A 20,418-nucleotide genomic window follows, 5' to 3' on the forward strand; every position below is an offset into this window, starting at 1 on the left:
AGCGGGTTAGCGACAACAACAGGACTCGCGGCGCATTACTGAATGCCTCCGCGGATAAACGTCCAGTAGACGAGCCCGAGGGTGACCAGGGCGATGAAAATTTCGCCGAGGACCCCGACCACGATGGGCCGCCATCCCTGCCCGACCAGGTCGCGCAGGTTGGTGCGCAGGCCAACGCCCGCAAATGCGGGAAGAAAGGCCCAGCGCGAAAGATTGCTCAGGCTGGTGAGCTGCGTCGCGGTAAAGAAGTGCGACGAGGCCAGTACCGAGATGATGAGGAAGCCGAGGATGAACTTGGGGAACTTCTGCCAGAGGAAGAGCGCTTTGTTCGGAACATCCGGCGCCTGTCCCTTAGAAGCCCAATAGACGGCATAGCCCAGAACGACGAAGCCGATGAAGGCCGAGCGCGCGGTCTTGGCCAGGATGGCGAAGCGTCCGGCGACATCGCCGTAGAGAGCGCCGGTGACGGTGGCCTCGGCGGTGTTGTCGACGGCAAGGCCCGTCCAGATACCGTAGCTCTCCTGGCTCAGGTGCAGCAGGTGGCCGATGGTGGGGAAAGTAAACAGGGCAATCGCACCCAGGGTCAGAATGGCGGCGATGGAGGTGGAGACATCTTCCTCTTCCGGATCAATGGCTCCGCGCGCAGCCATGATGGCGGTAACGCCGCAGATCGACGAACCGATGGCCAGCAGCGAGGTGAGCTTGGGGCGCAGACCGAAGATGCGGCCAAGCAGCGTCATCACCGTAAGCGAGAGCGCCAGCTCAATGAAGACCAGAATCATGGAGACGCTGCCGATGCGCATGACATCGGAGAAGACAAAACGCGCGCCCACCAGCACGATGCCGAGCTTCAGCCAGAGCTCATAGGTGGCGACACCGGGGCGGAAGATGGACTTCACGCCGATGGTGTTGGAGACGATCAGCCCAAGAATGATAGCCCAGAGAACGTATTCGATCTGGGGCAGGCGCAGATGATACTCGGTGCGCAGATGGGTGAATTCATGTTCCAGGAACTTGCCCAGGAAGCCGATGCCGAACAGAAGAGCCATGCCGGGGAGAAGGCGCACGAATGCCTTCACGACAGAGCCGGAGCTCTGCGTGTGGGTCTCCGGAGATGCAAGCATTGTCGGCACGGTCAACTGTCGAAAATTAGAAGCTGATGTGCGGAACTACATCGAGGCGGACCAGCACGGCCAGCGCCAGAGCGATGCCGATGGCCAGCATGTCGATGACGGCGGTATTGTGCTTTGCTGCCTTGGTCGTGGGATTCGGTGACATTTCTTTTCGGCTCCTTACCGTGATGCCTGGTGCTCACGATGCGCCGGAAAGAGAAAACCCACGCATCGCTCTGTTGGCTGATGCGTGGGTCCTGAATCTTGAGTGGAAGCTTATTCTAAGCTTCGTCGTATCAGGCTTGAACCGCGCAGCAGCATACGCTGTCGCAACAAACGCAACAGGTACAGGCAGCGGTGGGGTTCATAACCATTACTGAGAGGTTAGAGTTTCTTCGGTTTTTCGTCAAGGGCTGGCTGGCGGATATCCGGGAGCAGTCTATGCTCTGTGAGGTAGAGAAACCTGCATCCCGTTCGCAACAAAGTAAATGCAGGGCCCCGCTACGCGCTTCGGTCGAGATGACAAGGCTTCAGAAGCACGAAACCCCACCCTTTGGCTTCGCCAAAGAATGGGGAAACGGGTGCTTTGCTTTTTCTAAGAACTGACAACTGCCTTTACGGCATGCTGCGCTTGAAGCGGTAGACCAGTTCCAGCTCGATCTTGTTGTCGACGCTGGCCAGGCGGCCGATCTTCGGCGGTGCGATGCCGAACTGGTCAAAGGTCAGCGTGGTCTTGGCGCGGCCGGCGACTATGCTCTCGCGCGGGTTGAAGGTGGCGATGCCCTGGAAGGTGACTTCCTTGGTGACGCCGTGAATGGTCAGGTTGCCGGTCAGTGCGATGCCGGTCTGCCCGGTCGACGGAATCATCTTGTCCAGGCCAGAGACCTTGGTCGGGACGAACTCGGCGGTGGGGAACTTGGCGGTCTCCAGCGTCCGGTTCTGCACGAAACCATCGCGCTGGTCCTGGTCGCTCTTAAGGCCCTTCAGATCCACGGTTAGCTTGGAGCCGGGAGCGATGGTGCCGTCTGCCTTGATGGTGATGCTGCCGGTAACGCCGGTCGTGGTTCCGACGGCCTCATTGCTGAAGGCAACGCCGACAAACTGCTCGGTGACGCGATAGGTGGCCGAAGAGCCATCGGGGACGATGTCCAGCTTGGCGCCGGCAGTCGGCGGCGGTGGCGGCTGCTGCGGTCCGCCGGGACCGCCCGGGCCGGGCATCTGGGCATAGGCAGAGACGCTGGCAAGGGTCAGCAGACCGGCCAGCAGCAGGGTGGGCTTGCGAAACATACAACCTCCAAAAGAGGGACAGCAGATGTTTGGTGCGTGTGGAGGTATGACGGATGGAACGAAAAAAAGCCGCAGGAAAAACGGTAACTTCCCCTGCGGCTCTTCGTTGTGTGCTGCGGATTACTGTTGAGAATGTCCCTTGTAGTCCACGAACAGGTCAGGGAACTGCTGCTTGAGCGCCTCGATCTTCGGCAGGTCGCAGACCTGGATGTAGGGATTGTTCGGGTTCTTCAGGGCGTAGTCCTGGTGGTAGTCCTCGCCGGCGTAGAAGGCTTTGAGTGTAGCCACCTGGGTCACGATCTTCGCATGGAAAGCGTGCACGGCGTCGAGTTGCGCAATGTACTCGGTGGCCAGCTTATGCTGTTCCTCGTTCTGGTAGAAGATGGCAGAACGGTAGGAATAGCCGACGTCGTTACCCTGACGGTTGAGCTGCGTAGGGTCATGCGCGACCGAGAAGAAGATGCGCAGCAGCGTGCCGTAGGTGATCTTCGCGGGGTCGTAGACCACCTCGACGGACTCGGCGTGCTCGGTCGTTTCGGTGATCACCTGCTGATAGCTGGCGGTTTCTTTGGTGCCGCCGGCGTAACCGGCGGTGGTGTGCAGAACGCCTTTCAGGCGCTGGAAGACTGCCTGCGTGCCCCAGAAACATCCGCCGGCAAAGACGGCTTTCTGCTCGCCATGGGTGGAGGCCAGGGCCACATCGTGTACCGGTGCTGGAAGTGGTTGTTTGGTCACGGCTCCTCCTGAGAGTGGAAGTAGGCTCAACATCGCTGCAAACATACGCGTCATCGTGCGCATAAGGGGTCACCTTTCGAGCATAGGACGTCGGTAGAACGGCGAACGTTACAGAGCTTATGGATGCGGCAAAACCGGTACACGCGTTATTTGGTTGCTTCTTTTACGGGAAAGCTGACCGTGAACTCGGTTTTTCCGGGGGCGGAGGTAAAGCTGATCAGGCCTCCGGCCTGCTCTGCGATGCGTTGTGCGATGCCCAGGCCGAGACCTGTGCCAACGCCCATGGGCTTGGTCGTAAAGAAGGTCTCGAAGATCTTGTCTTGGTCCTCGGGGGCAATGCCCGTGCCGTTGTCGCCGATGGTGACGAAGATGCGGCTATCCTTGATGCCGGTCGTAACGGTGAGCTGTCCTCCATCGGAGGGAGCGGCATCGATGGCATTGTCCAGCAGGTTGGTCCAGATCTGATTCAGGCCGGCGGCATTGACGGCGAGAGGCGGCAGACCGCCGCCGAAGTTCTTCTTGATGCTGAGCTGTTTCTCGTAGATCTTGTGCTTCAAAAGAATGAGCGTGGCATGCACGCTCTCGTTCAGATCAATCGATTGGCCGCTCTTGCCTTCGTAGGTATAGGTCTTGACTGCTTTGACGAGGCCGGTAATGCGGGTAATGCTCTCTTCTACGGTGCCAACCAGTTGCATGGAGCTGACCATGGAGGCCAGCCACTCCAGAATGTTGCTGAGAGAGTGTTTCCCGTCCTGCAGAGCCTCAGCCTTCAGGCATTCCAGGTCAAAGGTCGTAATTCCGATGGAGGCGAGAATCGGCGCCAGCTTCCAGGCATTGGTCTGGTTGTTGCTTTCCAGCCACTCGGCCAGTTCTTCCTCGCGGTCTGCCTCTTCCAGCGAGCTCATGCACTGCGGCCGTTCGGTGGCAAAGGCACGTTCCTGCAGGGCCCAGACGCATTGCAACTCGGGCTTCTCGTTGTCTTCGCTGGAAAACGCCTTGGTGAGCTCGTGCATGCGGGCCAGGTTGGCGCGGAGCTGGCTGGCGGCGCGGCTGGCAGCTGCTCCGGGGTTATTCAGTTCATGCATCAGGCCGGCGGTCAGCGTGCCTAGAGCGGCCAGCTTCTCCTCCTGGATGTCGCGGTGCTGGGCTCCGCGCAGACGCTCATTCAACTGGCCCAGGATGAAGTTACGCATGGCGGGGCAGCGCGCCATCAAGCCCCAGAACTCTTCCTCGGTGTAGCTGAGGATCATGCAGTCTTCCACCGCTTCGGCTGTGACCGGGATCGCTTGCCGGGTCAGAAGGGCGTACTCGCCCATCACGGCACCGGCCTCGATGGTGGCCACTGTCTGTGCCTGCTTGGCGCCGTACTGGTAGAAGCTACGGACCTTGCCTTCCAGCAGAATGCCGAAGAGCGTGAGCTTCTCTCCCTGCTGGGCAAGAATCTGCCCGGCGGAGACATGAACGACAGGAGCTGAAGCGATGCACTCGAGCTCCTGGTCGGACAGCGTGGAGAAGACAGGCAGAGCACGAAGGCGCTGGGCGACTTCGGAAGGGGACAGAGAGACGGTCTGGGTTAGGTCAATCATCATCGGGACATGTTTGCTAGGTATTGGTGTACAAACTGCACTGCAATGGAGCCTTCACCTACGGCGGAGGCGCAACGTTTGACGGAACCATGACGGACATCGCCCGCCACAAAGATTCCGGGGACGCTGCTTTCCAGAAGGAACGGGTCGCGGTCCATCTTGAGCTTGCCGCGAAGGTCTGCCGGAAGATCAGGGCCGGCCAGGATGAAGCCGCGCTCGTCTTTCAACACGGTGGAGGGCAGCCAGTCCGTCTTCGGGGCAGCCCCGATAAAGATGAAGACCGACGAGGTGGAACGCTTGTGCTCGCCCTCTTTGCAGCGGACCGTGATGCTCTCCAGGTGACCATCGCCGTCAAAGCCGATGATCTCGGTGCAGGTCTCTACAACGATGTTGGGGCGGGAAGCGATCTGGTCAATCAGGTACTTGGACATCGACTTCTCAAGCCCATCGCCACGGACGATCATGCGGACCGAGGCAGCATAGTTGGAGAAGTGCATGGCCGCCTGTCCGGCGGAATTGGCTCCGCCGACGATATAGACCTCTTCGTTAGCGCAGGCCATCGCCTCGCTCATGGAAGCGCCGTAATAGACGCCGGCGCCGGTAAAGCGGTCGGCACCGGGGACTTCCAGCTTGCAATAGGAGACACCAGTGGCCACCAGGCAGACGTTGCAGGTGACTTCATTGCCGTCGGCCATGGTGATGATGTGGTAGTTGTTCTCGTTGCGCACGCAGGTGGCGCGCTGGGTCAGGAACTCCGCTCCAAGGCGGGTGGCCTGCAGGGTCGCGCGCTTGGCCAGTTCTTCGCCGGAGAGCCCCTGCGGGAAGCCGAGATAATTTTCGATGCGCGAGGAGGAACCAGCCTGTCCGCCGGGAGCGTCGGGTTCCACGATCAGGGTACGCAGCCCCTCGGAGGCGCCATAAACGCCCGCAGCCAATCCGGCCGGACCGGCACCGATAACCACCAGGTCATAAAACTGCTGCTCGGCCTGGGTGCGGAGGCCGATCTTCTGGGCCAGTTCCAGCAGGGTCGGCTGGACGAGAACGTCGCCATTGCCGAAGCAGACGACCGGAAGGTTCTTGGCGTCGAGCTTGTGATCTTCCAGCAGCTTTCCGGCTTCCGGATTCTGCTCCAGGTTAAGCCACTGATACTGCACGTGGTTACGGCCCAGGAACTCGCGAGTGGCGTGATCCTGCGGCGACCAGCGGGTGCCGATGACACGGAGGCCTTCAAAGGAAGGCTTGTAACCCTGCTGCCAGGCCATGAGAAGGTCGTCGAGGACGGGGTACAGCTTCTCCTCGGGCGGATCCCAGGGCTTGTTCAGGTAATAGTGAATTCTTGCGGAATTGATGGCCCGGATGGCGGCTTCAGTGTCCGCGTAGGCGGTCAGAAGCGCTCGCTTGGCCTCCGGGTAAAGGGGGATGACCTGTTCGAGCAGATCAACGCCGGTCATGCCGGGCATACGCTGATCCGAGAGAAAGAGGGCAACCTGTTCGCCGCGCTCCTTAAGCTGCTCAGCGGTATCGAGCGCGGCCTTGCCAGAGGCTGCGCGGAGAATGCGGTATTGCTGCCCGTAATGGCGGCGAAGATCCTGGACTACTGCTTCCAGAACGCTGGTATCGTCGTCGACTGCGAGGATAATTGGTTTGGGCATACCGTAGAGTCTAGCTTCGCGACAGCATTTTGATTCCTTCCACAGGGGCGAAGACTCAAAAATTCCTATTGCATCCCAGGTTCTGCAGGCGCAAGATGTGTGCCATTTTCAGACACTCCTCACGGAGGGCGCGAATTGCGCCGATAAACCGTGTCGAGAGAAGTTTCAGGGGTGTTGAGGTATGGTTCGCGTGATTCTTGGGGACAACGAAGCAATTTTTCGCGCGGGTATGGCGCGGGTTCTGGTACGGGACGACAATCTGCGCATCGTGGCACAGTGTGGCGACCAGCAGCGGCTGCTGGAGGCGGTCCGGGCCTACCGGTCTTCCGTTGTGCTGGCCGGCCGGTCCATGTTCACCGATCTTCCCCAATTGTTTGACGTGGTTGCCGAGGCAGGCAGCCGGCTGATCCTGGTGCTGGAAAAGGGCGAGCGGCCCACGCCGGAGGTGGCAGCCAGGCTTTTTGGGGTTGTCCATAGAAACGTAGATGGCCAGACGCTGGTGGAACGGGTCCGCCAGGTGGCTCGCGGCCAGCGCGCATCGCTCAGCACGGCGGCGGAGCCGTCAAAGCCGGAGAACATCGGTCAACGTATCCGCCAGAAGCTGACGCCCCGCGAGATGCAGGTGGTGAGCCTGATTGTGCAGGGATGCCGCAACAAGGAGATTGCCACACAGCTAGGCACCAAGGAGCAGGTGGTAAAGAACTACCTGCGCAGTGTCTATGGCAAGGTGGGCGTATCTGACCGGCTGGAGCTGGCCTTGTTCGCCATCCATCACCAGGTGGTACCGGAAGAGGCTGCTGCTTCCTAGCTTGCGATGGGGGCGGCACTGGCAGGACGAAGCAGGGTCTCGAGGATCGTTACCAGCTCCGAGGGGTCGACCGGCTTTTCCAGGTAGATATCCGCCGTGGGTTCCGACGACTGGTACGCGCGGGAGACATACCCGGAAACAACAATCACCGGAGCGTTTGAGAGCTGTTTGATCTGCTGAAGCAGGGGATGGCCGTCCTCTGCGCCAAGCTGCCAGTCCATCACAATGGCATCGAACGGCGTGGCGCGGAGGTAGGCAAGGGCTTCCCCGGTGGAGGGCGCAGGCGTCGTCAGATGCCCGGCACGGTTGAGGATGACGCACTTCAGACGCAGTGCATCCGGCTCATCATCAACGCACAGAATACGTGCCACGGACCGCCCTCCTCACTGGGGATTTTGCGTTAGACAGCGGTGAGTGTCAATGTCGCTTAGCGGACTTTTTCGGCAATCGATTTTGCCTGCGTGAAGAGTAGCAGATAGTCCGGGCCGCCAGCCTTGGAGTCTGTACCGCTCATATTGAAACCGCCAAAGGGATGTGCTCCCACCATGGCGCCAGTGCATTTGCGGTTGAAGTACAGGTTCCCCACCTGAAAATCGACACGTGCGCGATCCAGCTTGGCTGCCGAACCGGTATAGAGCGCGCCGGTCAGGCCATACTCCGTGTTGTTGGCGATTGCCAGGGCGTCGTCGAAGTTCTTCGACTTGATGACGGCCAGGACCGGTCCGAAGATCTCCTCCTGCGCGATGCGCGCGGTGGGGGCGACGTCGGCGAAGATCGTGGGCTGGATGTAGAAGCCCTTCTCCTCGTTCGGGATAGCTTCACCGCCCAACAGCAGACGGCCCTCGGTCTTGCCCACTTCTAGGTAGCCCATCACGCGGTCAAAGGCGCGCTGGCTGCTGACCGGGCCAGTGTAGATGTTCTCGGACGGATCGCCGGTCTTGATGGCCGCAACCTTCTCGCGCAACTTGTCGAGGAAGACATCGTAGATGGCTTCATTCACGATGGCGCGGGAGCAGGCCGAGCACTTCTGGCCGTTGAAGCCGAAGGCGGAGGCGATGACACCGTCGACGGCAGAGTCCAGATCAGCATCGGCCTCGACAATGATCGAGTCCTTGCCGCCGAGTTCCAGAACCGTGCGCTTGATGAACTTCTGTCCCGGCTGGGTCTTCGCGGCGCGCTCGTGGATCTCAAGACCGACCGCTTTTGATCCGGTGAAAGAGATGAAACGGGTCTGCGGATGATCCACCAGTGCGCGGCCGACCTCGGCGCCTTCGCCCTGCAGCAGGTTCACTACTCCATCGGGAACCCCGGCCTCTTCCAGAAGCTCCACAAAGCGGGCGGCGATGGTCGGAGCGTCGGCGGAAGGCTTCAGAACAACGGTGTTGCCGCAGACGATGGCGGCGCAGGTCATGCCGGCCATGATGGCCAGCGGAAAGTTCCACGGCGGAATGACAGCGCCCACGCCCAGCGGCATGTAGCGGAGCTGATTGCGCTCGCCGGTGTACTGGATGGGCGTGGTGGCCAGGTCGAGCTTCAGGGCTTCGCGCGCGTAGAACTCCAGGAAGTCAATGGTCTCGCCCACGTCGGCGTCTGCCTCGGCGAAGTTCTTGCCGACCTCCAGGGTGAGCCACGCGCAGAACTCGAACTTGCGCTCGCGTACCAGCGATGCGGCTTTGAGCAGCAGTTCGGCGCGGGTCTCGACGGAGGTTTTGGACCAGGTGGTAAAAGCAGCCTGTGCGGCCTGTATCGCCTGCTCGGCGTGTTCTTCAGTTGCCTTCTGGTGAATGCCGACCACCTGCGCGGTGCGCGCGGGGTTGGTGGAGGTGATCTTGCCGGCGGTTTTGATACGCTTGCCGCCGATGATCAGGTCATACTCTTTGCCGAGGGCGGAGCCTACCTGCTGGAGCGCCTGCTGCATGGCCTGGAGGGTGGCAGAGTCGCTGAAATTTTCAAAGGGCTCGTTCGTAAAGGGAGGCAGGGTAGAAATCGGCATATCAATTTCAAGTTTATCGCTTTTAGGGGTTTGGGAAGGAGACGGGCCAGCGCTGGGCGCCGTGCTGTACGGGGAGGATCGCTACTGCCGCCTTTTCAGTCCGGTGTGACAGCAGGTAAGAGGTTCCGGGAACAAGAAACTCACGTATTCCTGAAACGCGTCCTTCTCGTCCCATCAAGGGAAACCACGGCAGCATCTCCGCGGCTGTTTGGATACGGTGGACCTGCCCGTCGGCAGCTTGAGGACTGTGCTGCGAGATGTACTTGTGAAGAGCAGCGATGTCGAACTGAGAGCGCCGGGTCCACCGAAGCATCATCGCGAGTGAGCTTCTTGAGGAATTCTTTCATCTCGTCATGCGAGACGGTCTCCCCTGCATCTGCCTGCCGTATCCCTTCCCCGACCTTGTCGGCGTCAATTCGGAAGCTGTTGGTGCGCGTTTCCATAACTACGTCTTGGTCAACTGCTCGGTTTCGACCGACATCTGCGCCGTTCTCTCCAGCTTGTCCCAGTTGAAGGGCTTGCCGTCGATGGCCCGCTTGATGGTCTTCAGCAGCACAATGGAGAAGACCTGGCGGTAGCTGAAGCGCTGGATCCAGATGTGGGCCAGCAGCCAGGCGTCTCCCTTGCTGGCCGGGTGTTTGCGTTCCAGCGCGAAGGCCAGCGCGGAGGCGGCGAAGTCCACCACCATGAAGGTGACGAAGAACATCAGCAACTTCAGGAAACTGGCGTTCGAGGCGGCCTCAGGATGGAAGTGCTTATCCAGCAGGTAGTGCACCACGCTGGCGATGAACATCAGGTCGATGAGCGGCGACAGCAGCGGCAGAATGATCTGGAAGATGATGATATTCGGCAGCGCGAACAGACCCATGGCGCGATGACGCTTCACCGCTCCAATGTGCTTGAAGACCGCCTGCAGGATGCCGAAGGACCAGCGGAAGCGCTGCCGCATCAGTCCGCGTATATTCTCCGGAGCTTCTGTAAAGGCCAGCGCCTGGTCCTCATAGATGACCGAGTAGCCCTGCTCCAGCAGGTTCATGGTCAGGTCAGCGTCCTCGGCGACCGTGTTGGCGTGGTAGCCGCCCAGGTCTTGCACAGCGCGTGTGCGCCACGCGCCGATGGCTCCGGGAACGACCATCACAACGTCGAATAGATCCAGAGCGCGGCGCTCGAAGTTCTGGCTGGTGATGTACTCCAGCGCCTGCCAGCGGGTCCACAGGTTCACACGGTTGCCCACCTTGGCATTGCCGGCCACAGCGCCGATCTTCGGATTGGCAAAGTGCGGCACAAGGCGCGCGATTGCGTCGTGTGCAATGACGCCGTCGGCGTCGATGCCGACATAGATCTCTTCTTCGATGGTCTTCAGGGCGTAGTTCAGCGCTTCGGCCTTACCGGCGTTGGGCTTGGTCAGCAGGGTCAGGCGTCCGCTCTCCAGCTCCTTCGGGTAGGTCTCACGCACCACGGCCGCGGTGCGGTCCTTGGAGCCATCATCGATGACGACGATGTTCAGGTTCTTGTAGTTGGACATCATCACCGAGCGGATGGTGCGGGCGATGACTTTCTCCTCGTTGTAGGCGGGGATCAGCACGGCGACGCGCGGCTGATAGCTCTCAGTCGCCATGGACTTGCGCTTACGGAAACGGTCGATGACGGCGAACAGGCCGATGATGATGAGCCGTGCCGTCATCAGCACATCGCCGACAAAGAAGACCGCGACGACGAAGTGGTTGAAGAAGCCGAAGAGCGAGAACATCACCGAATCGACAAAAGCCTGCCATTTGGCGCGGAAGCCAACAATGGGTGGCATCACCTGGTCGCGCGATTTGCCCAGCAGCTGCGAAACGGGAACGATCTCATAGCCGCGCTGCAGCAGCGCCTTGATCAGGATTGGAAGGGCATCGACGGTGGGCTGGCGGTTGCCACCGCCATCGTGCATCAGGATGATGGAGCCGCGCATCCACGGCTTCTGGTCCATCAGGTTGATCTGGTCCCAAACGCTTTGCGTAATCTCTTCCGGCGTTTTGCGCGGGTGCTCGTCCCAGTCGTTGGTATCGATCTTATTGCCGACGATAACGTAGCCAAGCTCCTGCACATGCTCGACGGGAGCTGCCTGGTCGTTGGTGTCAGGCTCCTGGTCAATGGAGTAGGGCGGACGGAAGTAGAGCGGCTGCACACCTACCTTGCTGGCGAACAGGCGCGTCGTCAGCGTCATTTCCAGGTCAAGCTGGTTCCTGGAGATTTCGCTGATGTCCGGGTGGGTGAAGGTGTGGTTGCCGATCTCGTGGCCTTCGCGGTAGATGCGTTTGACCAGGCCGACATTGTCCTGCGCTTCTTCTCCGATCAGGAAGAAGGTGGCGGAGACGTGATTCTCCTTCAGGATGTCGAGAATACGCGGCGTCCAATCGGCATCCGGGCCATCATCAAAGGTGATGGCCACGCGCTTCGGGTGATAGCCATACTGTTGCACGGTGTAGGAGAGCGGATATTTCGAGAAGCTTTCTTCGGCGACGAACTTGTTGTCGTCATCCATCTTCACCAGGCGCCTGCCGTTCTGCATGCCGCGCGTGACCTTCAGCACATCGCCATCGCCTTCCGTGTCCACGGCATTTCCGGGGGGAACATCGGCCAGATCTTTTACCGGGTTGGCGCGGTTGGGCTGGTCCCAGATCTTCCACAACGACTGGTCTTCCGAGCCCAGACGCCACAGGGCAAAGGTCTGCAGACCAAGCTCACGGGCGGCTCGCATCTCGTTCAGAACAGTGACCGCGTCCAGGAACCATACCTGGTGCCGCACCTTCGCATCCTCGTCATCATAGGCAAAGTGCGGGTTCAGCGTGTCAGGGTCGAGCACGACACTTGCATCGGAGTCGACCGCAGCCTGCCAGGCCTCCTGCGTGGCCAGGTTCAGGGAGTTGACCACCTTTGGCGGCGCGGGCTTGCGATGCGGATGCCGTTTGTCCTCAGGCTCCGGCATGGTGGTGGTCCAGTCGTAGCCATAGGACCCGAGAGCGCAGATGATCTTTTCCTTGGGCACCTGCTTGAGAATCTGCTGCAGATTTTCGACAAACCAGTCCTGCGAGGCGATGGGGCCGGGGTCGCTCTCGGTCTGGTGCTCGTCATAGTTCATCAGCAGCAGGCCGTCCGAGTGGGCGGCCAGGTACGCCATGTCGAAGTCGTTATTGCCGACCGGAACATTGATATAAAGCCGCAGGTTGCGCGGATGGAAGTCGTTGTAGAGCGCGGCGACCAGGTTGCGGAAACCTGCCTGCGCGTCAGAAGGAATCTCTTCAAAGTCCAGCGAAATGCCCCGGTAGCGAGGATTGGCCGCGAGGAAGGTGTGAATCTGCCGCACCAGGTTGGCGGAGCCGTCAGGACTATTGAGAAGCTGACCGATCTCCGGTACAAAATTGCCGCGGCGCACATCGTAGTTATTCAGCAGGGGGAAGACTTCCGTATCTTCCCGGGCCTGCGTGATAGTGCGGATGACCTTGTTCTCACGGTCGACGCCGTGGACGGTACCGTTTTTGTCGACCACGGAAAACGGCCGGTTGTCGATGCTGTACGCCGACAGGGTTCCGTCGGGCGAAAGCGCATGCAGCCACTCGGGGAAGAGCAGGTCAATCTGGTGAACATGCTGCTTCAGCGAGGAGTAGCTGGCCGGGTCGTCGTCCACGTAATAGGCTGCCCGCAGACCTTCGCCGGTGTTGAAGGCGATCTCCGAGGGCTTGCGGCGGGTGCGGCGGTGGGCGTTGAGCTGGGCACGTTCCTTCGGCGACATCTCCGGGACTGGCGGGGTCGAAAGCGATTTATAGTTGCGCTTCGGCGCCTCGATCAGAAGCTGTGGCAGGGGGCGAATCCGCACCAGGCCGATGACGAAAAAAATGAGCAGGATGCTGCCCAGGACCGCACAGATATCAAAGATGCGGCGCAACCGCTTCCAGCGGCGGCGTTGCGGATCGTAAAAAACAGGTTTCGTCATCGTAAGTGAGTGCTATGTCCCATCTTAAGGCCGAACCGGGAACCTTACATCACAGTATGATGCGATTCATGGCAAAGCCAGCGGCACGCATCCTTATTTGGTCCACTGTGGCCATCTTAGCCGGGGCTCTGCTGCGGATGTACTGTATCCGGCATTACCCGCAACTGCAGGGCGACCCCCAGCTCTATTCGGAGTTCATCCGCAACTGGATGACGACCGGCGTCTACGGGTTTACCCAGGGCGCGGGAGTCCGGCCAACGTTGATCCGGTTGCCGGGGTACCCCCTCTTTCTTGGTCTTTGCTTTCGTCTGTTCGGTATGGATAACCTGCAGCCTGTGCTGTGGGTGCAGATGCTGGTGGACCTGTGCACCTGTGGTCTGCTGTCGCTGCTGGCTCGCCGTATGGCCGGACAAAGGGCAGCGCTGGTGGCGTTGTGGATGGCGGCTCTGTGCCCCTTCCTGGCGGAGTTCACAGCCGCCGGTCTGACGGAGACGCTGACCCTCTTCTGTACTGTGCTGGCCTTCTGGGCGCTGCAGCGCTGGTTGGACGACCCACACTGGCGCTGGGTGATGGTTCTGGCAGCGGCCCTGGCGTATGCCATCCTTCTGCGTCCGGACCAAGGGCTGCTGGCAGCGGCCATTCTTCCGGCTATGCTGCTGGGGAAAGGCAGAGCGGTGCGCCGATCCTTGTTTCCGGTCATTGCCTGCGCCGTCCTGGCGGTACTGCCGCTGGTCCCGTGGGCCGTGCGGAACTATCGTGTCTTTCACGTTATCCAGCCGCTGGCGCCGCGCTATGCCAATGACCCGGGGGAGCCCAATCCTTATGGCTTTCAGCGCTGGTACCGGACATGGGCCGTCGATTACGCCTCGACCGAAGAGATTTACTGGGACTACGACGGAGATCCGATGGACTTCGCCTCGCTCCCCGGGCGAGCCTTCGATTCGCCGGAGCAGTTCCGTGAGACCGCCGAAGTATTTGCACTCTACAACCAGACAACGCGGCACTCGGCTGCCGTGGACGCCCGTTTTGCGGTGATCGCGCAGCAGCGTGTGCAGGCTCACCCTTTCCGCTATTACATATGGCTGCCTGTTGCGCGTGTGGCAAACATGCTGTTGCGTCCACGGGCGGACTGGCTTCCCGGGCCGTTGCGCTGGTGGCGCTGGCGGGAGTCTTCGCCGCTGGCCTTCGGCCGTGCTCTGTTCTTCGGAGCGGTGAACCTTGCGCTGATGGCCCTGGCGGCGATGGGCCTATGGACGCTGCGTCACCAGCGGGATCTTTGTGCACTGCAGGTGGCCATGCTGGCCTATGGCCTGCTGCGCTGTGCCTTGTTGCTGACGGTCGATAACTCGGAGCCGCGCTATACGGTGGAGTTTGTGCCGCTGTGGATTGTGCTGGCTGCAATTGCCATCACCGCCCCGCCAGCGGCCTCAGACTCAGTACAGGGTTAGGTTGTCGAGCTGCAGCCAGAGCTTGGTTCCGGGGGCACAACTGCCTCCCACTTCAATTTGGGTCACGTCGTTTCCTGTCCACTCTTTCGGATGACGGCGGCCTTGCGGCTGGAGCGATGTGAAAGGAATCTCGACGGTTTTCCATGTGAAGGAAACCGTCAGCGGAGCCGTCCAGGCGCCCGTGACGCCGTTGATGGTAAGCCTGTCTGTGCACGCATTGCCACGGATATCCAGGCGCACCCCATGGAACGCACGTACATCCGCCGGTTGTACAGAGCCACGCGTGAGCGGAACCGCCACACCGGCATAGGGATCTTTCTTCGTCGCCATGCGGGCAGAGATCAGCAGGGCGTGGCCGCCCTCCTCGCGTGGCACCACTTCGCTGATTTCAACGGTGCGGTCCAGGCCGCCATCGGGCGTGTCCACGCGCAAGGTATCAAGAGAAGAGCGTCCGTCGGCGCGCTCGAAGTCATCGACCTGCGCGGCGATGGCGACCGAGGGCATAGTGGTGGCGCTGTTGGTTGCAGGGAACTGCGGCGCCTGCATGCCCCATACCGGTTTGCCGTCGATCATCGTCATGGCCAGCGTGTGGATATCCGCGATGTTCTCCCAGGGCCTGCCTTCGAACAGGTCAAGGTCCGCGCGTTTGCCCACGGCGATGGTGCCGCGGTCGTCGTCCTGCCCGATGACACGCGCGCTTTCCAGCGTGGCCGCGGTCAGGGCCTGCGAGGGGGTAAGTCCGGACTGGACCAGCAGTTCCAGCTCATGCAGGGTGGAGCTGCCATGCGGCGTCATCGGCATCCCGGCGTCGGTGCCAACGGCAATGCGCACGCCTGCGTCGTAGAGCATCTTCACGTTCTTCTCGGCGTTGGCAAACTTATTCAGCCGCTGCGCGTCCTTCGGGTCGGACGGATTCATGGGATGCTTCGGATCTTTGTTCGGGTCATAGACAGCCAGTGTTGGAATCTCCGCCATGCCGGACTTCTTAATCGCGGCCACTTCTTCTGAGGTCAACAGGCGGTCCTGCATACCGTGCGCCAGCGAGTCCACACCGGAGCGTGCGGCCAGCACGCCACGGTCGACTGTCACCGTATGTGTCACTACCTTCCAGTGCTGCTGATGCGCGGCCTCCGTCAGTGCGGAGAGAGTCCAGCCATCCATGCTGGTGTTGTCAGGCGAAGCTCCATAGCGCCAGCCATCGGTAAAGGCCTTGATGAGGTCGGGCTTGTAGCGGACAAGGTCTTCAATGGCCGCGCGTGCCAGTTCCGGTGTATTCACCCAGCGCGTTGTTGCCTGGTCAGCCCAGTCGGCTCCGTGGCCGCCGGGTGTGGAAATGCGGGCCGCGAAGTTCACATGAGGTGTAGCCAATGTGCCGAGCCACGTGCGGAGAGGTGCGAAGGCCTCCGGCGCTTCATTGAAGTCATTGACTGTTGTCACTCCGGACTTCACATACTCGGTCGCGATCTGTGGCACGGTAGCCGGCTCGCCGCCGGGTGTCCAGTGCGTATGCAGGTCATAAAGCCCCGGCGTTAGCGCTTTTCCGTGAGCATCGATGATCGTTGCCCCGGCGGGCGGCTTTACCGTTTCACCGACGGCAACAATACGGCCGTTCTGAATGAGCACCGTTTCCACCTTCGGCGCGGCACCCGTGCCATCGAAGACCATCGCGCCGGTGATGGCCGTGGTCTGCGGGGAAGGGGAAGGTGCAGACACTGCTCCAAGCGCGCCGATCGCGGCAAGCGCAACAAAAAATTGCTTTGTCATGTGAGGAGAGACTCCGTGTGCCGATCGTATCACCGCATTCGGATGCGCCAGAACGGATGGGAAGAATTGGCGTGCATTGCAGCAACAGCGAAATCAGGGATCCCCGCTTCAATCAAGGAAATGAATGACCTTATTTAGAAAACAGTAAGTAGCCGGCCTACCTATCTATAAGAGGCTTTTCTGCTTTACAGCATTTTTTACCTAACCTATGATCCATTCACCGGACAACAGGATTTTTCCTATGCGGGCCTTTTACCGCATCTCGCCATCGTGTACTTGCTGGGGCTGTATCCAGTGGTATGAATGTCAACTCACCTGAATTCTTCTCTGGCAGAAGTGCTTACTTCCATAAGTTCGTAAAACATACAGAAGCTTTTTGTAAGCACCGCAGGTTCGTAGTGAACGTCTACCTCTTTCTGTTGCCCGTCATGTGATGTTGCAGTCCAGGGATACCGCGCTGGCCGCCCGTTCTAACGGTGTGGCCTGAACCATCCCGCACGCCTTTCTTTGCCCACAATCAGTTTTTCTGGAGGAAGCATGTTGTCGCTTTTCAGGCGTATCAGTGTATCCACCCTTCTCCTGTGTCTTCTTATGCTGTATGGACCTGCCCCGAGTGCCGAAGGACAGGCCATTACCGGCACCCTCGAGGGAACCGTTACGGATGTACAGGGCGCGGCTCTCAAAGGCGCAAAGGTAACGATCCGCAACACCGGCACCGGAATTACCTATCAACTGGTCACCGATGAGGGTGGCCGCTATCACCAGGCAGAGCTTTCGCCGGGCGTGTATGACGTTACCGCGGCTGCGGAAAACTTCAGCACCGTAAACCTGACGAGCCTGAAGCTGGATATTGCGCAGGTGCGCCGCAGCGACATCAGCATGCCGGTCGGCGGTGCATCCGACTCGGTCAGCGTCGAAGCAGAGGCCTTGACCACCGAGACGGAGACATCGTCCAACGGACAGGTTATCGACAACAAGAAGGTCGTCGAGCTGCCACTGGCGAACCGCCAGTTCTACGCACTCGCGCAGCTTGCTCCGGGTGTACTTCCTCCGGCGCAGAACTCAAGCCTCGGCTTTCGCGGAGGCTTCAACGTCAACGGTGCTCCGGAGACCAACAACCAGTTCCTGGTCAATGGCACCTTCAACAATGACATGGGTACCAACCAGCCTTCGTTCCGTCCTTCGGTAGAAACCATTGCGGAGTTCAAGGTGCTCTCCGGTGTCTACTCGGCGGAGTACGGACGCTTCTCCGGCGGCCAGATCGTGATGGTCACCAAGCAGGGAACCAACCGCTTTCATGGTTCTGCGTATGAGTTCATCCGGAACGGCGCCATCGAAGCCAAAGCCTGGGGAGACACCAGCACCAAGCCGCCTGCGTTCAAGCAGAATACCTTTGGCGCAACCATCGGCGGTCCGGTCATTCGCGACAAGGCGTTCTTCTTCTTTGGATACGAGGGGCAGCGCATCCGGCAGCAGTTCGCCTTGAAGTCAACGGTGCCAACCTCGTGGGCGCAGAACGGCTGCCTGCCAACCGGCACACAGCTCTATAACCCTTACACGGGAACTGCTCTGACCATGTCGACGACCGGCGCCTGCGCCGGTGTCCCCGGCGGCGGCTATGACATTACCAGGATGACGGATGGCAGCGGTGTTGTTCTGTGGAACACACAGGCGGCAACGCTGGGCCGCCTGATGGCGAAACTTTCGTATCCGCTTCCAAACACCAACCAGCCTGTAACCAACGCTGGTGTTCCGGGCAACGACTATCTGTACACCCCGGTGCGCCGCGAAACGATGGATGAGTACAACGTTCGTGGCGATTACAAGTACTCCGAGAAAGATGCTTTCTATGGCACGTGGAACTACTTCCACGATCCTTCCTACGAGCCCTATAACAGCCTTTGCAGTTCACGCACGCTGCCGAATTTCGGTTGCTTTACGGACCAGATGTCGACACTGGCGAACGTTGGATACATTCGCACCATTCGCCCGACGGTGCTGAACGATGTGCGCCTCGGCTTCAGCCGCCTGGTGCAGCCGCGTATCCAGGAGGACAACACAACGATCGGCAGCCAGTGGCCCGGCCTGAGCGGAGCCTTCCAGGGCACGGCACCGAACAACCTGGGTCTGCCTGCGATTACGTTGCAGAACTACACCTCCACCGGTGGACAAACCAACCTGCCGCAGAACCGCTGGACAAACCACTGGCAGTTCAGTGACACCCTTACCTGGAGTCACAGGGCGCACACCTTCAAGTTCGGATATGACATGACTGACGTGAAGTCAACCGAGTACGAGATCACCACGGGCCGTGGTTCCATCTCTTTCAGCGCCAGCACTCTGAACACTATCAACGGCAGCAATCACAAAGGCACCACCAACAACGCCTTCGGAGACATGCTGCTTGGCATTCCGTCTTCCACCAGCGCGACAGACACCGCGCCCATCACCTACAACCGTTTCCACTCGTTTGATTTCTTCGCCATGGACGATTGGAAGATCACACCCTATCTCACGCTGAACCTTGGTCTGCGCTATGAGCTGAATACGCCTGTCAGCGAGAAGTACGGGCAGATTTCCAGCTTCAGCCCCGTCACGCAGACCTTCCAGGTGGCAGCGTGGAACGGCACAAAGACGGTGTACCAGACGGACCGGAACAACTTTGCGCCGCGTCTTGGCTTTGCATGGCAGCCGTTCAAGAATGACAAGACGGTGGTGAAGTCCGGCTTCGGCGTCTTCTACCAGGAGCCGATTCTGTATAACGAGTTCCTCAGCTACAGCCTGCAGTATCCCATCCGCTATCCCAAGACGTTTACACCGGCGGCGATCAGTTCTTCGACCGCTTCGGCCAACTCCAACTACACGCTGGATGCGCCGTTCGGAACGGCAAGCAACCTGCCAACTCCGGGTACGCCCTACTGCCCGGCGACTCCGGTGTCAGGATGCACCAACCTGATCTCCATCGTCAGTGGAACGTCGGTGGATCCTCACTATGCCACGCCGTACTGGGACGAGTGGTCGCTCGGAGTTCAGCGCCAGGTCTCCAAGAGCGCCGTTGCCGAAGTACTTTATTACGGCTCAAAAGGTACTCGTTTGAATGGCAACAGCGTCCTGAATTACAACTCGCGCGGCGCTGAAAGTGCGGCCACGGCAACCACGCAGGCGCATCGTGTGTATCCGCAGTGGGGGGCGATCAGCAACCATAAAACCGGTTTCAACTCTGAGTTCAATTCGCTGCAGGGAAGAATCCAGCAAAGCACCAAGGGAGGCATCACGCTGTTGCTGTCCTATACCTATGGCAAGTCGCTGGACGGACTGGCCAGTGCTCAGAATCCCAATCCTGCGTATGTCGCCAATGGAAAGCCCGGAAGCCAGTCGGGCGACAAGGAGCTTTCTGCCTTCGATGTGCGCCATCGTATTGCCTTCAGCCCGGTGGTCGCGTTGCCGTTTGGCCGCGGACACAGCTTGTTGAACTCGGGGCTTGGTTCGGCAATCGCCGGTGGATGGCAGGTCTCGGGCATCTGGCAGTGGATGACAGGCCGCCCCATCAGCATCACCGATGGCAGCGTTTCCAGCGGCAGCTACGGCGGTGGCGATCGTCCGAACCTGGTGGCCGATATCAACGCAGGCACCGACACAACCACCGGCGCAAAAACACGCACCGCGGCCGAGTGGTTCAACATCCACGCGATTGGCACACGCGCTGCCGGCACCTTTGGGAATGCCGCGCCGAATCCGATCACCGGCCCCGGCTTCAACCAGATTGACCTTACCGTGGCGCGCACCTTTGCCATTCGTGAATATGCGAAGATGCAGTTCCGTGTGGAGGGCTTCAACATCGCCAACCATCCGAACTTCATGTCGCCGTCGGCTGCCTATACCGGGACCTCGCAGTTGAATGCGGGCAGCGGCTTCGGCGCGATTACTGCAGCGAACGGCATGCGGGAGATTCAGGGCAGTATCCGCATCACCTACTAACCAGCGGGTGGCCGGGGCATACACCGCGGCCACCTCTTTCAGCCACGGCCTGACTTTATTTAAGAGATTCCCCGCAGAG

General features: G+C 60.0%; 14 protein-coding genes. 3 read left to right on the forward strand and 11 right to left on the reverse strand.

All coding sequences use genetic code 11. The annotated features are described in order from the left end of the window. Positions 1–35 precede the first annotated feature (35 nt). From OHL13_RS01280 to OHL13_RS01305, 6 genes are all read right to left on the reverse strand, one after another. The gene (locus OHL13_RS01280; protein ID WP_263409103.1) at positions 36–1,124 is read right to left on the reverse strand and encodes a YeiH family protein; all 1,089 of its coding nucleotides are present in this window, start codon (positions 1,122–1,124) and stop codon (positions 36–38) included. A gap of 25 nt (positions 1,125–1,149) precedes the next feature. Further along, positions 1,150–1,278 (reverse strand): hypothetical protein, encoded by a 129-nt coding sequence (locus tag OHL13_RS01285; protein ID WP_263408303.1) that lies wholly within the window; start codon positions 1,276–1,278, stop codon positions 1,150–1,152. A gap of 449 nt (positions 1,279–1,727) precedes the next feature. Continuing rightward, the gene (locus OHL13_RS01290) at positions 1,728–2,399 is read right to left on the reverse strand and encodes a YceI family protein (RefSeq protein ID WP_263408304.1); all 672 of its coding nucleotides are present in this window, start codon (positions 2,397–2,399) and stop codon (positions 1,728–1,730) included. Between the two features lie 120 nt (positions 2,400–2,519). Continuing rightward, positions 2,520–3,167: a peptide-methionine (S)-S-oxide reductase MsrA gene (msrA, locus tag OHL13_RS01295; RefSeq protein WP_399255268.1), complete on the reverse strand. Its 648-nt coding sequence runs from the start codon at positions 3,165–3,167 to the stop codon at positions 2,520–2,522. 113 nt (positions 3,168–3,280) lie between these two features. Beyond that, positions 3,281–4,723 carry an ATP-binding protein gene (locus tag OHL13_RS01300; protein ID WP_263408305.1) on the reverse strand — a complete coding sequence of 481 codons (1,443 nt, stop codon included), beginning with the start codon at positions 4,721–4,723 and terminating at the stop codon, positions 3,281–3,283. Next, the gene (locus OHL13_RS01305) at positions 4,720–6,372 is read right to left on the reverse strand and encodes a response regulator (protein ID WP_263408306.1); all 1,653 of its coding nucleotides are present in this window, start codon (positions 6,370–6,372) and stop codon (positions 4,720–4,722) included. The genes OHL13_RS01300 and OHL13_RS01305 overlap by 4 nt, the downstream gene beginning before the upstream one ends. Positions 6,373–6,553: 181 nt before the next feature. Here OHL13_RS01305 and OHL13_RS01310 point away from each other — a divergent pair, with 181 nt between their 5' ends. Beyond that, positions 6,554–7,180: a response regulator transcription factor gene (locus OHL13_RS01310; RefSeq protein WP_263408307.1), complete on the forward strand. Its 627-nt coding sequence runs from the start codon at positions 6,554–6,556 to the stop codon at positions 7,178–7,180. Here OHL13_RS01310 and OHL13_RS01315 read toward each other — a convergent pair. From OHL13_RS01315 to OHL13_RS01325, 4 genes are all read right to left on the reverse strand, one after another. Further along, positions 7,177–7,551: a response regulator gene (locus OHL13_RS01315; protein ID WP_263408308.1), complete on the reverse strand. Its 375-nt coding sequence runs from the start codon at positions 7,549–7,551 to the stop codon at positions 7,177–7,179. The genes OHL13_RS01310 and OHL13_RS01315 overlap by 4 nt on opposite strands. Positions 7,552–7,607: 56 nt before the next feature. After that, on the reverse strand, positions 7,608–9,173 hold the full coding sequence (gene pruA / locus OHL13_RS01320; protein WP_263408309.1) for an L-glutamate gamma-semialdehyde dehydrogenase: 1,566 nt from the start codon (positions 9,171–9,173) through the stop codon (positions 7,608–7,610). Positions 9,174–9,195: 22 nt separating this feature from the next. Then, on the reverse strand, positions 9,196–9,489 hold the full coding sequence (locus tag OHL13_RS18645) for a type II toxin-antitoxin system RelE/ParE family toxin (RefSeq protein WP_399255009.1): 294 nt from the start codon (positions 9,487–9,489) through the stop codon (positions 9,196–9,198). A 129-nt stretch (positions 9,490–9,618) separates the two neighbouring features. Beyond that, positions 9,619–13,149 (reverse strand): glycosyltransferase, encoded by a 3,531-nt coding sequence (locus OHL13_RS01325; RefSeq protein WP_263408310.1) that lies wholly within the window; start codon positions 13,147–13,149, stop codon positions 9,619–9,621. Positions 13,150–13,217: 68 nt separating this feature from the next. On the opposite strand from OHL13_RS01325, the gene OHL13_RS01330 reads away from it, so the two are divergent. After that, positions 13,218–14,597, forward strand: coding sequence for a glycosyltransferase family 39 protein (locus tag OHL13_RS01330; protein ID WP_263408311.1), 1,380 nt, complete (start codon positions 13,218–13,220; stop codon positions 14,595–14,597). Here OHL13_RS01330 and OHL13_RS01335 read toward each other — a convergent pair. Continuing rightward, positions 14,583–16,361, reverse strand: coding sequence for an amidohydrolase family protein (locus OHL13_RS01335; protein WP_263408312.1), 1,779 nt, complete (start codon positions 16,359–16,361; stop codon positions 14,583–14,585). The two genes, OHL13_RS01330 and OHL13_RS01335, sit on opposite strands and share 15 nt — an antisense overlap. Positions 16,362–16,952: 591 nt before the next feature. Between OHL13_RS01335 and OHL13_RS01340 the strand changes: the two genes are divergently transcribed. Beyond that, positions 16,953–20,339, forward strand: coding sequence for a TonB-dependent receptor (locus OHL13_RS01340; protein ID WP_263408313.1), 3,387 nt, complete (start codon positions 16,953–16,955; stop codon positions 20,337–20,339). Positions 20,340–20,418 lie beyond the last annotated feature (79 nt).

Source organism: Terriglobus tenax (assembly GCF_025685395.1).
Classification (GTDB): Bacteria; Acidobacteriota; Terriglobia; order Terriglobales; family Acidobacteriaceae; genus Terriglobus; species Terriglobus tenax.